A 15,362-nucleotide genomic window follows, 5' to 3' on the forward strand; every position below is an offset into this window, starting at 1 on the left:
GCGGATAGGGTTTTTTGTTTTATACCGGTTTTGAAAACATGTTTTGAAAGACAACTACCTCAAAATATAGCCCCGATGGAAGTGAACTACCCTGTAGTGTACACAGCGGGACTGCACTTCTTTTGAAGGATAGAACTTGTGCTACTAGGTTTGGTAGAGGTGTTCTGCTAAATTTCGACCATCGGCAATAGCGTTTACTACTAACGAAGCGCCAATTCGGGCATCGCCAATAGTGAAATATTTAGAATTTGAAGTACTGTAATTTTTACGAGCAAATTTTTCTCTGTTCCAATTAATATGGTTTCCAGAAATAGCAATAGAACCCGTGAACCCGATGGCGATTAAAACCAAATCGCAAGGAATCGTTCGGCTAGTGTTTGCAACAATTTCTTTGGTTCGGTTGCCGTTTTGGTCAAAACCAAGAGTTACCTCACTAATGGTTATGGAAACGATCGCTTTGTTTTCGTCAACATTGAATTGGGTGGCATAATTTTTAAAAATGCGTTGGCTGCCTTCTTCGTGAGAAGTCGAATCTTTATATTGGTAAGCATCTAAAGGCCAAGGCGTTTTTTCGGAACGTTCTTTAGGTGGCTTTTCATGATAATCCAATTCGGTAACAGATAAAGCACCTTCACGATTGGCTGTTCCAATACAATCAGAACCGGTATCGCCACCGCCAATGACCACAACGTGTTTTCCGTTGGCATTGATTTCTTTTGAATTGATTTCGCCAGAAATTAATTTATTGGTTTCCGTTAAATATTCCATGGCATAATGTGCATTGCTGAAATTTTCTAAAGGAATATCATACTGACGTTCTTTTTGGGCTCCAATAGCAAATATGATTTTATCGAATTGCTGTTCGAGTTCCGTTAGCTGAATGTCTTTTCCGATTTCAGTTTGGGAATGAAATTCAATTCCGACTTCTTTTAACAGCTCGATTCTTCTTTTGACTACCGATTTGTTCAGTTTAAAATCGGGAATTCCGTAGGTCAACAAACCACCAAATTCTTTATCTTTTTCGTAAACAGCAACACTATAACCATATGAATTTAAATAGTAAGCAGCCGCTAAACCCGCGGGACCAGAACCAATGATGGCAATTTTAATTCCGTTTCGCTCTTTCGGTTTTTCGTTGATAATCCAATTGTTTTCAAACGCTTTTTCGATTATCGTTTTTTCGATTTCTTCAATAGTTACGGCATCGCTATTAATACCTAAAACACAACCTTGTTCGCATGGAGCCGGACAAATCCTTCCGGTAAATTCGGGAAAAGGATTCGTTTTCGACAAAATATGATAGGCATCTTGCCAACGACCTTCGAAAGCCGCTTTGTTAAAATCGGAAATATTATTGTCCAACGGACATTTGTAATGGCAAAACGGAACACCGCAATCCATGCAACGAGCCGATTGTTCTTGTTCGTTTTTCGAGTCAAAAGGAGAAGTGAATTCGGTAAAATGTTTTACTCTTTCTGCAACTTCTTGTTTTTGAGGTAATTCTCTTTTATATTTTAAAAATCCGTCCATTTCAGTTTCATTTAGTATTCTGCAACTTTTGTTTGGGTTGCCAAAATGATTTTTTTGTATTCGCTAGGAATTAATTTCACAAAGTGATGTTTGGTAACATTCCAATCGGCTAAAACTTCTTTCCCAAGTGTACTATTGGTTAATCGAATGTGTTCCTGAATTTTATCGAATAGAAATTCATGTTCGTTAGTAGTAATTTCATCGAATTCTAGCATTTCGAAATTTACCATAGCTTCTAAATTTTCTTGGGTTTTGAAGAGATATGCAATTCCTCCGCTCATTCCGGCACCAAAATTTTTACCAATGGTTCCCAAAACAATCACTTTTCCTCCGGTCATATATTCGCAACCATGTGCACCAACGCCTTCCACAATCACATCGGCTCCTGAATTACGAACTGCAAAGCGTTCGCCGGCACGACCGTTAATAAAAACATTTCCGGAAGTAGCTCCATATAAAGCAACATTACCCACGATGGAATTTTCTCGCGATAAAAAGGTTGCTTCTTTCGCTTTTTTAGCGACCAACTGACCGCCCGAAAGTCCTTTTCCAAAATAATCGTTGGCTTGACCAATTAAATTTAAGAACAAATTAGCATGTGCAAAAGCACCAAAACTTTGTCCGGCAGAGCCAATGAAATTCAATTTGATATACGGTGTTTTTTCAAGATTTTCCTTTTCATATTTTACCATGTAATGCGATAAGGTAGTTCCAACACTTCGGTCTAAATTGAAAATGGTGTAATTTTTTTCGATGAAGTTTTCGCCTTTGAAACGCGGGAAAATTTCGTCTACAATTCGTTGGTTTAAACTTCCTTCCAAATTAAAAGCTTGACAACTGAAAATATGATTCGGAATGTTATAAGTGTTGTGCGCTTTATACAAAAGAGCGTCTAAGTTTAGTGTTTTGGTTTTCCAAATGGTGCTGCTATTCGGATCTACTTTTAAAACATCTACTTGACCAACCATTTCGTTAATGGTTCGGAAACCAAGAGAAGCCATAATTTCGCGAAGTTCCGTGGCAATATGCATGAAATAATTGATGACATATTCGGGTTTGCCTTTGAACAATTCGCGCAATGTTTTGTTTTGGGTTGCAACACCAACCGGACATGTATTGGTATGGCATTTTCGCATCATAATACAGCCTTGCGTAATCAAAGCAGCAGTGGAAATACTCCATTCTTCGGCACCTAAAAGCGTAGCAATAGCAATATCTTTAGCAGTGCGCAATTGACCATCGGTTTGTAAAACGACACGATCACGTAAACCATTCATTACCAAAGTTTGATTGGCTTCTGCCAAACCTAATTCCCATGGTAAACCTGCATGTTGAATAGAACTAATTGGCGAAGCTCCGGTTCCGCCATCATAACCCGAAATCATAATAGCTTCGGCTTTTGCTTTTACCACTCCGGCAGCAATTGTTCCTACGCCCGCTTTGGAAACCAATTTTACATTGATTCTCGCCGAAGGATTAGCTGATTTTAAATCATAAATAAGTTGGGCTAAATCTTCAATAGAATAAATATCGTGATGTGGTGGTGGTGAAATCAGACTCACACCTGGTGTGGAATGACGCACTTTTCCAATCCATTCGTCTACTTTATAACCCGGAAGTTGTCCGCCTTCGCCTGGTTTTGCACCTTGAGCAACTTTAATTTGGATTTCGTTGGCTTCCGTTAAATATTCGATAGTTACACCAAATCTTCCGGAAGCAACTTGCTTAACCGCAGATCGCATTTCTGTTTTTTCATAACGAATAGGATCTTCGCCACCTTCACCTGAATTGGATTTTCCACCAATTCTATTCATGGCAACCGCTAAGGAAGTGTGTGCTTCCCACGACAATGAACCAAAAGACATGGCTCCGGTTGAAAATCGTTTTAAAATGGAAGTTACCGATTCGACTTCTTCTAATGGAACGCTGATTCGTTTTCTGAATTTTAATAAGTTGCGAAGCGAAATTTTTTCGCTTGAATTGACTAATTCGGCAAATTGTTTATATTGTTGGTAATCATTTTTCCAAGCCGATTGTTGTAATAAATGAATAACTTCTGGCGAAAGTAAATGCTTTTCACCTTCTTTATTCCATTGGAAAAAACCACCTGTTGTTAAATAATGTTCGTTGAAATCATAAGCATAGTGATGTTTTTGCAGAATTTCTTTCGCAATATCATCAAAGTTTAAACCTTCAATGCGCGAAACGGTTCCTGTAAAAGCATATTGAATGACTTCGTTGTGAATACCAACCGCTTCAAATATTTGGGCACCGTGATACGATTGTAATGTTGAAATTCCCATTTTAGAGAAAATCTTCAACAGTCCGTCGTTGATTGATTTGGTGAAATTTTTATAGTAATACGCTTTTTCGTCTTCTTTCTGATATTTTTCGCAATAGGCATCAATGGAAGCAAAAGCCATATATGGATTGACTACATTAGCTCCGTAACCAATTAAAGTGGCGAAATGATGCGAATTTAAAACATCGCCAGCTTCAACGGCAATTCCGGTTCTGACGCGTAATTTTTTACGAGTTAAATGATGATGAATGGTTCCGACAGCCAATAATGATGGAATTGGCGCCCATTTATCACTAGAATTTCTATCGGAAATAATTAAAATATTAATTCCTTCGTCTAACAACGCTTTGTCTGCTTCTTTACAGATTTTTCGAAGTGCTTCACGTAATCTTCCCGGTTTTCCATCAGCCTCAAAAACAGCATTGATTTGTTTGCTTCTAAAATTGGTATGATCAACTTGGCGAACAGCTTCTAATTGTTCATTTGTGACAACCGGATGTTCAAAAGTAATTTGTTTACAATGTGCCGGAGTTGTCGATAAAATATTGAACGAACGACCAATACTCGTGTTCAGTGACATCATGATGCGTTCGCGAAGCGGATCAATGGGCGGATTGCTGACTTGCGCAAAATGTTGTTTGAAATAATTACTCAGATGTTGGGGTTTATCAGAAAGGATTGCCAAAGGCGAATCGAATCCCATAGAACCAATAGGCTCTTTGCCAGATGTAATCGTTTCCACTAAATGGCGGTCGATATCTTCTTCGCTAAAGCCAAACATTTTCTGTTTTACAAACAAGTCTTCCGGATTTTCAATTGCATACGAATTGTTGCGTTTCGGAAGTTGTTCAATACTGATTTCGTTATTGGAAATCCAAGTTTTATAGGGTTTTTGGTTGACGATTTCTGCTTTTACTTCGTCATCTTCAATAAAACGCTCTTTGTTTAAATCGATTAAAAATATTTTCCCAGGTTCCAAACGTCCTTTACGTTCGATATTTTCTTCTTCTATGGGTAAAGCGCCCGCTTCTGATGATAAGATGATTCGCCCATCTTTGGTAAAACAAAATCGAGACGGACGTAAACCGTTTCGATCTAAAGTAGCGCCTACAAAATCACCATTGGTAAAACACAAGGAAGCCGGACCATCCCAAGGTTCTATTAACGAAGCGTGATATTGGTAAAAATTGCGTTTGGCTTCGTCCATGTTTTTATCTTCTTGCCAAGCTTCCGGAATCAACATCATCATACTATACGGCATACTTCTTCCGGCTTGATAGAGCAATTCTAACATATTATCTAAATTGGCAGAATCAGAATTTTTATGATTGACCACCGGATTTAAAGTCGCAATATCTTTGGGAGAAAAATGCGAAGATTCAATATGATTTTGGAACGATTGCATCCAGTTTACATTTCCCTGAATGGTGTTGATTTCGCCATTGTGTGCCAAAAAGCGGAACGGTTGTGCCAAATGCCATTTCGGAAACGTATTGGTAGAAAATCGGGAGTGAATTAAAATAACTTTCGATTTATACAACGGATTGGATACATCCAAAAAATATTCTTTTACTTGGAAAGTAGTCAATTGACCTTTGTATACAATAGTTTTTGACGAAAATGAAGCGATATAGAAATTTTCATCGGTTAGACTAAATCGCAAGTGGATGGTTTTCGTGATTTCTTTTCGCAGCACATACAAACGACGTTCAAATTCGCGAGAATCGCCAGAGAATTCTGAATGAGAAACAAAAAGTTGTTCGATAGCAGGTTCGGTTTCTTTAGGTGCATTTCCTAAAGATTCGTTATTTACGGGAACTTTTCGGTAGCCCAATAAATCAAAACCTCTGTTTTCTAAAATAGCGTTGATGGTTTCGCGACAAAGAGCGCGTAGTTTTTTATCTTTCGGAAAGAAAATCATTCCCACGCCGTAATGTCCTCTTTCAGGTAATTCCACGCCTAATTTTATCAATTCACTTCTGAAAAATTCATCGGGAACTTGCGTTAAAATTCCGGCACCGTCACCCGAACAAGAATCGATTCCTGTTCCGCCACGATGTTCCATATTTTCCAACATGGTAATTCCGTCGGCAACCAGTTGATGATTGGCTTCTCCTTTTACTTGGGCAATGAACCCTATTCCGCACGAATCATGTTCGAATGAACTTCTATATAAACCTTGATCTTCCATAATTTAATTCTGATTTACATCACAAAAAGGAATTTGTGAGTCTCCGTTAGTAATAAACGGAACTATTAAATTATAAAAAAAAGATCAAATAGAGAAAAGTGTTGTGAAGAATTAGGTAAAATATAACAAAATGTTGTAAAAAGTAGAGTTTATTAAAAAAAAGAGTGTGAAAAATGTAAAAAAAGAGTTCAGCTAAAACTGAACTCTTTTGAATTTTATAGCGAAAGATTATTTTACTAATCCTCTTGAAATTACAATTCGTTGGATTTCTGAAGTTCCTTCGTAAATTTGAGTAATTTTAGCATCGCGCATCATACGTTCTACATGGTATTCACTAACATAACCATTACCACCGTGAATTTGTACCGCTTCGTTAGCTACTTCTAAAGCAATTTCAGAAGCATATAATTTTGCCATAGCACCGGAATGCGCAATATCTTCACCTAAATCTTTTTCAGCAGCAGCTTTACGGATTAATAGCCTTGCAGCCGTAATTTTCACGTGCATATCTGCTAATTTGAAAGCAATAGCTTGGTGATTAAAAATTGGTTTTCCAAAAGTAACACGCTCTTGAGAATATTTTAATGCTAAATCAAAAGCTCCTTGTGCAATACCTAACGCTTGAGAAGCAATTCCGATACGTCCGCCATTTAAAGTAGACATGGCAAAAGCAAAACCGAAACCATCAGCACCAATTCTGTTTTCTTTTGGAACTTTTACATCATTAAATAATAAAGTATGTGTGTCAGAACCACGAATACCCATTTTCTTTTCTTTTGGTCCCACTTCAAAACCTGGCATTCCTTTTTCAACAATAAGAACGTTAATTCCTTTGTGTCCTTTAGAAGCATCGGTTTGAGCAATCACTAAATAAGTTGAAGCATTTCCACCATTAGTAATCCAGTTTTTAGTTCCGTTTAATAAATAATGGTCACCCATGTCAATTGCGGTAGTTCTCTGCGAAGTAGCATCTGAACCTGCTTCCGGCTCTGACAAACAGAAAGCTCCGATAACTTCTCCTTTAGCAAGAGGAGTTAGGTATTTTACCTTTTGTTCTTCTGAACCGTATTTTTCTAAACCTGCACAAACCAGAGAGTTGTTTACCGACATAATAACTGCAGCAGAAGCATCAACTTTAGCAATTTCTTCCATGGCTAAAGTATAAGAAATGCTGTCTAAACCGGCTCCTCCATATTTAGGATCTACCATCATTCCTAAAAATCCTAATTCTGCCATTTTTTTAACTTGTTCGTGAGGGAAAATAGAATGCTCATCGCGTTCAATAACTCCCGGTAAAAGTTCTGTTTGAGCAAAATCACGAGCCGCTTGTTGGATCATTGATTGCTCTTCGGTAAGTTTAAAATCCATATTATTTGAATAAGTTGTTTGATTTTTTTGTAAAAATAGTTCCCAAATGTAACCATAAATTATTAGACTTTCAATAAGTATTTGTAATTTTAACCCATGCAGAAAGAAAGCTATTTTGTATTGGGAGTCATGTCTGGAACATCATTGGATGGTGTGGATATTGCTTATGTTAATTTGATTAAAAAAGGAGAAAATTGGCAGTATACCATTTTTGAATCTGAAACAATTCCTTATGAAAAAAAATGGGTAAAAATACTCCACGAGGCTATCGATTTTTCAAAATTGGAATTAGAAAAAATAAATGAAGAATATACTTTGTTATTAGGTTCTATTATTCGAGAATTTATTGAAAAATATAAAATCGAGAATTTAGATGCCGTTTGTTCGCACGGACATACCATTTTGCACCAACCCCAAAATGGATTTACACTTCAAATTGGGAATCTTTCCATTATTGCTGAAATTTTGAATCAAACAGTGGTTTGTGATTTTAGAGTTCAAGATGTTGAATTGAAAGGTCAAGGAGCGCCTTTAGTTCCTGTTGGTGATCAATTGCTTTTTTCAGACTATGATTATTGTTTGAATTTAGGTGGATTTTCGAATATTTCTTTTAATAAATCAGGGAAGCGAATTGCTTATGATATTTCGGCCGTCAATACCGTTTTGAATTTTTATGCTGAAAAATTGGGTTTACCTTATGATGATGAAGGAAAATTAGCAGAAAGCGGAAATTTTAATGAAGAATTGTTTAAAGAACTCAATCAGTTGGCTTTTTATAGCGAATCCTATCCTAAATCACTCGGTAAAGAATATGTAAACCAAATTTTGTTTCCAATACTGCAAAGCTATAATCTTACAGCTCAAGACGTTTTAAGAACTTTTACGGAACATATTGCCTTTCAAATAGCTCAAAATGTGTGTCAAAATAGTAACGTTTTGGTAACAGGAGGCGGAGCTTATAATTCTTTTTTAATACGAAATTTGCAAAAAAATAAACCTACGGTAAATTGGATTGTTCCGGAGGATAACGTTATTCAGTTTAAAGAAGCATTACTTTTTGCTTTTTTAGGAGTGTTAAAATTAAGAAATGAAGTAAATGTTTTAGCTTCAGTAACGGGAGCTTTGCATGATCATTCTTCTGGAAAAATTTGGTTGCCTAAAGGTAAGAATCAGTGAAAAGTGTCGTTTTAAAAATCATGGGGATATTTCGGAAAAGCAATTTTTCTTTGCTTATATTTGCCAAACTTTAAAACATAACTACAAAAATGAAAGAATTATTAACAAAATTTGAAAATAAAGAGCCAGAAATTGTATTTAATTGGAAAGACCCGGAAACAGAAGCAGAGGGTTGGACTGTGATTAATTCTTTGCGTGGAGGAGCTGCCGGTGGAGGTACTCGTATGCGTAAAGGATTAGATATGAATGAAGTTTTGTCTTTGGCAAAAACAATGGAAGTGAAATTTACAGTTTCAGGGCCTGCAATTGGTGGCGCTAAATCAGGAATTAACTTTGATCCAAATGATCCTCGCAAGAAAGGCGTTTTAGAGCGTTGGTACAAAGCAGTATCACCTTTATTAAAAAATTATTACGGAACAGGTGGTGATTTAAATGTGGATGAAATTCATGAAGTAATTCCAATGACGGAAGACTGTGGAGTTTGGCATCCGCAAGAAGGTGTTTTCAACGGTCATTTTAAGCCTACAGAAGCAGATAAAATTAATAGAATTGGTCAATTGCGTCAAGGAGTTGTAAAAGTGATAGAGAATCCTGTTTTCTCTCCAGATGTTAATCGTAAATATACAGTAGCTGATATGATTACCGGTTATGGTGTCGCAGAAGCAGTTCGTCATTATTATACTATATTTGGTGGAGATGTAAAAGGGAAAAAAGCCATTGTACAAGGATTTGGTAACGTAGGTTCGGCAGCTGCTTTTTATTTAGCAGATATGGGAGCTAAAGTGGTTGGAATTATAGATAGAGACGGTGGTGTGATAAATGAAGAAGGTTTTTCTTTTGACGAAATCAAAGCGATGTTCTTGAATAAAAACGGAAATCAATTAGTAGCAGATAATATGATTCCTTTCGAAGAAATCAATGCTAAAATTTGGTCTTTAGGAGCTCAGATTTTCGCACCATGTGCGGCTTCAAGATTAGTGCAAAAAGCGCAAGTAGACCAAATGATTGGTGCTGGTTTAGAAGTGATTTCAAGTGGTGCTAACGTTCCTTTTGCCGATAAAGAAATTTTCTTCGGACCAATTATGGAAGAAACGGATACTAAAGTAAGTTTAATTCCGGATTTTATCGCAAACTGTGGTATGGCAAGAGTTTTTGCTTATTTCATGGAACGTAAAGTACAAATGACAGATGAGGCTATTTTTGCCGATACATCAAATACAATTCAAAAAGCAATTCAAAAAGTATATGAAGCTAATGCCGATAAAAAGAACATTAGTGCCAGAGCTTTTGAGATTGCTTTAAAACAATTAATATAAATAAATTTCAATGGAAACAGTATTAGTAGTAGTTTTTATTCTCGGTTATCTAGGAATTGCATTAGAGCATACGTTTAAAATAGACAAATTAATTCCTGCTTTAGGAATGATGGCTATTTTGTGGGCTTTAATCGCAGTAAATCACATGGAAGTTTTTGAAATCATTCCGGGTGTAGGTAAAGAGCATCATGAATTAGAAGGAACACTATTGCATCACTTAGGAAAAACAGCAGAAATTCTTTTCTTCTTGATGGGAGCAATGACCATTGTAGAAATCGTAGATTATTTTGATGGTTTTTCAACAATTAAAGGATTTATTAAAACAAAAAGTAAAACAAAATTACTTTGGTTATTTACAACCTTAGGATTTATTTTATCTGCAATTATTGACAACCTTACCGCAACTATTGTATTGATTACTATTTTGCAAAAAATTGTAAATGATAAAGAATTGCGTTTGTGGTTTGCCGGTTTAATTGTTATTGCGGCTAATGCTGGTGGAGCTTGGTCTCCAATAGGTGACGTTACTACAACTATGCTTTGGATTGCCAATAAAGTTTCGGCAGCTTCATTAATTGAACATGTTTTAATTCCTTCAATTTTGTGCTATGTAGTGCCAACTTTCATCGCTTCAAGAATGAAAATTTTTAAAGGAACTGTTTCTGATGATACTGTAGAAGATGCACAAACCGAAAATAAATATGGACCTATAATGTTCTATTTAGGATTAGGGGCTATTTTATTTGTGCCTGTTTTTAAAACAATTACACATTTACCTCCTTATGTAGGAATGATGTTGTCTTTAGCCGTTGTAGCAGCAATCGCAGAATACTTGAGTAATACTAAATTTAGTTTAGGTCATGCAACTGCGGGTGAAGGCGCTGTTCATCATAGTCCGGTACACAGATCATTGTCAAAAATTGAGATGCCAAGTATCTTATTTTTCTTAGGGATTTTAATGGCTGTAGCGGCATTAGAATCATTAGGAATGCTTTATGATTTTGCTGGAGTATTAGAAGCAAATGTTCCAAATTTAGGAACTGAACATCATTCTACGAAGATATCAGATTTAGTTGTACTTTTGCTGGGTGCCGGTTCAGCAGTAATTGATAATGTTCCTTTAGTAGCAGCAAGTATCGGTATGTTTCAAATTGGTACAGACGAACCCGCTTGGCACTTTATTGCTTATGCAGCAGGTACAGGAGGAAGTATGTTAATTATTGGTTCTGCAGCTGGTGTAGTAGCCATGGGAATGGAAAAAATTGATTTCGTTTGGTATTTGAAAAAAATCGGATGGTTAGCTTTAGTAGGGTTTTTAGCGGGTTCTGTAGGGTTCTTTATTATTAGAGATTTAATTTTAAATGCCGCACCCTAACAATTTTTAGTTTTAATTTTCGTTAGAATAAAAAAGTAAGAGTATATGAGTATTTTTCTTCAAGCTGATAGTTTAGCTGTTGCAAGTGAGATTTTAACTGATGATCAACAACCGGTTGAAAAAACATTATCCATTTGGGAATTAATTTCCAGTGGAGGAATTGGTGGGCAAGCCATCATGTTGGTATTATTTATCTTGTTGTTTTTTGCCTTGTATCTATATTTTGAACGTCTTATGGCAATTAATAAGGCAAGTAAAATTGATGCTAATTTTATGAACAACATCAAAATGAATATTACATCCGGTAAAATTGATGCAGCCAAAATGCTTTGCGCTCAAACCAATTCTCCTGTAGCACGATTAATCGAAAAAGGAATTTCGCGTATCGGAAAACCACTTGAAGATATCAATACCGCTATCGAAAATGCCGGTGCCTTAGAGTTGTACAAGCTAGAAAAAAACACGAGTATGTTGGCTACAATTTCCGGAGCCGGACCTATGATTGGTTTTTTAGGAACCGTTTTAGGTATGATTCTTGCTTTCCACAAAATGGCTAGCGGTGGCGGTCAAATTGAAGTAGGTGCTTTAGCCGAAGGTATTTATACCGCAATGACCACTACTGTTGTTGGACTTATCGTAGGTATTGTGGCTTACATTGGTTACAATCACTTGGTAGTTCGTACCAATAAAGTAGTAAATCAAATGGAAGCTAACGCTGTTGAATTCCTTGATTTGTTAAACGAACCGATATAAGTTAAGTAGCAAAATCGAAACACATGAAAATAGGAAAAAACAAAAATAAAGTATCTACCGAATTCAATATGTCATCCATGACAGATATTGTGTTCTTGCTACTTATATTTTTCATGCTGACTTCGACTATGGTAACAACCAATGCACTTGATTTGGTGCTGCCAAAAGGAAAAGGGAAAACAGATAGCAACAAAAGCTTATCAGTAAGCATAGATAAAGATTTAAATTTTTATATCGATAAAGATAAAGTAGACGAAAGTCAGTTGGAAAATCAATTGCTTTCTCTTTTAGAAGGAAACGACAATAAAGCTATCGTTTTACGTGCCGAAAAATCGGTGCCACATGAAAAAGTAGTGTATGTAATGGACATTGCCTATCGCAACCAAATTAAAATGGTTGTGGCAGTAAGTCCTAAATAAAATTTTTAGGAGCTATTTCCTGCTGTTCGCTGTATCTTTTTGTTTGACATCTCGAGCGGAGTCGAGATGTCAAACAAAAAGGATGCCGCTTCCATCAGGGCTAGGGTAAACGTTTTTAAAGAAAACAAAGTAGAAAAAAATGAAATTCTTAGAAACAGAAGAAGAAAAAAAATCCTTTGTCATCACAAGTGTAATCTTCGTGATTCTTTTTCTGTTGATTACATTTTTAGGATTGTCTTACATGGATCCACCACCCGAAAACGGTATTGCCATAAACTTTGGTACTAGCGATGTAGGTCAAGGAGAAATCCAACCTACCGAGCCTATCAAAAGTGCGCCACAAACAGCAGTTAGCGAACCGCAACCGTCACAAAACGAAGAAGTGTTAACGCAAGACGACGATTCTCCGGTAGCTGTTGAACCTAAAAAAAACGATACAAAACCAAAAACAGAGAAGCCTAAAGAAACTACTCCTAAAAAAGTAGAAACACCTAAGCCTTCTAAAGAAACATCAAATGCTTTAGATGCTTTGCTAAACGGACCTAAATCTGACGGTCAAGCAACAGGCGGTCACGGAAACGATGGTTTACCAGGCGATAAAGGCGATCCAAACGGAAGTATCTATTCCAATAGTTTTTACGGAAACGGTTCTGGTAATGGTTCAGGAAATGGAACAGGTTGGGGGTTAGCCGGAAGAAAATTAGCCGGAAACAATAAGAAAGTTCAAGATTGTAACGAAGAAGGTAGAGTGGTAGTAAAAGTTTGGGTAAACCGTAGTGGAACGGTTATCAAAGCAGAACGAACTCAAGGAACTACAAATACCAATCCTTGTTTGGTAAATCCTGCTTTAGAAACTGCAAAAAGCTTTAAATGGCAACCCGATTCTAAAGCCCCTGAAACACAAATTGGTTTTGTAGTGGTTAATTTTAGCTTAGGCGAATAATTTTTTAACGAAGACAATTATATAATAAAAACCATCTATGCAGTTTTGTATAGATGGTTTTATTTTTGCTATACTTTTTTAGCAAATATATTAGAACAATTTTAGAGAGACTTGCCGTAACTTTGTATTCCCAAAGAAAAAACGTAACTTTGGTAATTACGATTTTTTTAAACCTAAAAGTTTCGCTCCAAATGAATTATACAGAAACTACAGAATGGTTATTCAAGCAATTGCCTATGTTTCAAAACAGAGGTGCTGCTGCTTATAAACCAGATATGAAAGGCATACATTTATTATGCAATCATTTGAATAGTCCACAAAAATATTTTAAATCCATACATATTGCGGGTACAAACGGAAAAGGTTCAACATCATCTATGTTGGCTTCTATCTTTCAAGAGGCGGGTTTTAAAGTAGGTTTGTACACTTCTCCACATCTCAAAGATTATAGAGAACGCATTAAGATAAACGGTAAAAAAATTAGTAAAGAATATGTTACCGATTTTGTAGCTAAACACAAGGAATTTCTAGAACAATATAAGTTCAGTTTTTTTGAAATGACAACAGCTTTAGCTTTTGATTATTTTGCGCATGAAAAAGTAGATATTGCGATTATTGAAGCCGGTATGGGTGGACGTTTGGATTCTACAAATCACATTGATCCTTTATTATCTATTATTACTAATATAAGTATGGATCATAAGCAATATTTAGGAGATACCTTAGAACAAATTGCTTACGAAAAAGCGGGAATTATCAAAAGTAGAACTCCGGTAGTTATTGGAGAACGAAAACCTAAGACGCAACCCGTTTTTGAACAAAGAGCGGAAGAAAAATTAGCAGAAATCCACTATGTGGAAGACAAACAGTTTCCGCATTATGATTCCGATTTAAAAGGGAATTATCAGGAAAAAAATATCAAAACGGTTTTAACGGCAATTTCAATTCTTCAAAAATATTTTACAATCCCCAAACAAGCTATCATAGACGGACTGAAACATGTGGTACAAAATACAGGTTTGCAAGGTAGATGGCAAATATTACACAAACATCCTTTGGTTATTTGCGATACAGGACATAATAAAGATGGACTTCGCTATGTTATTGAACAGATCAAAGAGCAAACATATGATAAATTACATATTGTCTTAGGTTTTGTAAAAGATAAAGATTTAAAAGAGGTCTTACCTTTATTCCCTACCGAAGCACAATATTATTTTGTGTGTCCAAACATAGAAAGAGGACTTGATGCCGGTGAATTAAAAGAAAAAGCAGCAAAATTAGGATTGAATGGTGAAAAATTTAATTCAGTTGCTGAAGGATACGAAAAGGCATTACATTCTGCAAATGAGAAAGATATGGTTTTTGTAGGCGGAAGTACATTTGTTGTTGCAGAAATTTTATAATTTTTTTCAGAAAAACGCTTGCAAATATAAATAATGAGTGTATATTTGCACTCGCAATACGGAACTGATAACAACAGTAAAGTGAAGCAAAAAGGGCGATTAGCTCAGCTGGTTCAGAGCACCTCGTTTACACCGAGGGGGTCGGGGGTTCGAACCCCTCATCGCCCACAAAAATTAAATCCTGTAGAAATACAGGATTTTTTTTATTTGCCTAAATCAAAGAGACATGCCGTATTTCGTTTATATTCTTCACAGTCTTACTAAAGACAAATTTTATATTGGTTACACAGCCAATATAACGGAACGCATTACTCGTCATAATCAAAAAAGTAAAGGTTTTACAGGATTAACTAATGATTGGACATTAGTTTACAAGGAAGAGTTTGTTTTACAAAGAGAAGCTATTCTGAGAGAAAAAGAAATTAAAAAATGGAAAAGTAAAACTAAAATTCAAGATTTAATTCAACAAAAAAATAGCTCAGCTGGTTCAGAGCACCTCGTTTACACCGAGGGGGTCGGGGGTTCGAACCCCTCATCGCTCACAAATTTAAATCCTACAGAAATGTGGGATTTTTTTATTTGC

10 protein-coding genes, 2 tRNA genes and 1 pseudogene are annotated in these 15,362 nt (G+C 36.1%); 10 read left to right on the forward strand and 3 right to left on the reverse strand.

Annotated features, from left to right (window positions below; genetic code table 11):
* Positions 1–144: 144 nt before the first annotated feature.
* The 3 genes from ACUSJC_RS16410 to ACUSJC_RS16420 form a co-directional block, all read right to left on the reverse strand.
* On the reverse strand, positions 145–1,530 hold the full coding sequence (locus ACUSJC_RS16410; protein WP_449270649.1) for a glutamate synthase subunit beta: 1,386 nt from the start codon (positions 1,528–1,530) through the stop codon (positions 145–147).
* Between the two features lie 11 nt (positions 1,531–1,541).
* Positions 1,542–6,023, reverse strand: a complete 4,482-nt coding sequence (gltB, locus tag ACUSJC_RS16415) for a glutamate synthase large subunit (protein ID WP_449270650.1) — start codon at positions 6,021–6,023, stop codon at positions 1,542–1,544.
* Positions 6,024–6,251: 228 nt separating this feature from the next.
* The gene (locus ACUSJC_RS16420) at positions 6,252–7,391 is read right to left on the reverse strand and encodes an acyl-CoA dehydrogenase (protein ID WP_449270651.1); all 1,140 of its coding nucleotides are present in this window, start codon (positions 7,389–7,391) and stop codon (positions 6,252–6,254) included.
* 96 nt (positions 7,392–7,487) lie between these two features.
* Here ACUSJC_RS16420 and ACUSJC_RS16425 point away from each other — a divergent pair, with 96 nt between their 5' ends.
* From ACUSJC_RS16425 to ACUSJC_RS16470, 10 genes and pseudogenes are all read left to right on the forward strand, one after another.
* Entirely contained in the window at positions 7,488–8,567 is a 1,080-nt protein-coding gene (locus tag ACUSJC_RS16425; protein ID WP_449270652.1) for an anhydro-N-acetylmuramic acid kinase, read from the forward strand.
* Between the two features lie 89 nt (positions 8,568–8,656).
* Positions 8,657–9,883 (forward strand): Glu/Leu/Phe/Val dehydrogenase dimerization domain-containing protein, encoded by a 1,227-nt coding sequence (locus ACUSJC_RS16430; protein WP_449270653.1) that lies wholly within the window; start codon positions 8,657–8,659, stop codon positions 9,881–9,883.
* 10 nt (positions 9,884–9,893) lie between these two features.
* The gene (gene nhaD / locus ACUSJC_RS16435; protein WP_449270654.1) at positions 9,894–11,258 is read left to right on the forward strand and encodes a sodium:proton antiporter NhaD; all 1,365 of its coding nucleotides are present in this window, start codon (positions 9,894–9,896) and stop codon (positions 11,256–11,258) included.
* Between the two features lie 45 nt (positions 11,259–11,303).
* Positions 11,304–12,011, forward strand: a complete 708-nt coding sequence (locus tag ACUSJC_RS16440; protein ID WP_449270655.1) for a MotA/TolQ/ExbB proton channel family protein — start codon at positions 11,304–11,306, stop codon at positions 12,009–12,011.
* A gap of 23 nt (positions 12,012–12,034) precedes the next feature.
* Complete coding sequence (locus ACUSJC_RS16445) at positions 12,035–12,430, forward strand: ExbD/TolR family protein (RefSeq protein WP_449270656.1); 396 nt, start codon at positions 12,035–12,037, stop codon at positions 12,428–12,430.
* Positions 12,431–12,569: 139 nt separating this feature from the next.
* Positions 12,570–13,373, forward strand: coding sequence for an energy transducer TonB (locus ACUSJC_RS16450; RefSeq protein ID WP_449270657.1), 804 nt, complete (start codon positions 12,570–12,572; stop codon positions 13,371–13,373).
* 191 nt (positions 13,374–13,564) lie between these two features.
* Positions 13,565–14,779, forward strand: a complete 1,215-nt coding sequence (locus tag ACUSJC_RS16455; protein ID WP_449270658.1) for a bifunctional folylpolyglutamate synthase/dihydrofolate synthase — start codon at positions 13,565–13,567, stop codon at positions 14,777–14,779.
* 93 nt (positions 14,780–14,872) lie between these two features.
* Positions 14,873–14,947 (forward strand) — tRNA-Val (locus tag ACUSJC_RS16460).
* Positions 14,948–15,005: 58 nt separating this feature from the next.
* A pseudogene (locus ACUSJC_RS16465) lies at positions 15,006–15,215 on the forward strand (GIY-YIG nuclease family protein); the annotation flags it as partial.
* Positions 15,216–15,254: 39 nt separating this feature from the next.
* Positions 15,255–15,314: transfer RNA gene (locus ACUSJC_RS16470), tRNA-Val, on the forward strand.
* Positions 15,315–15,362 lie beyond the last annotated feature (48 nt).

The organism is Flavobacterium sp. U410, from assembly GCF_053570605.1.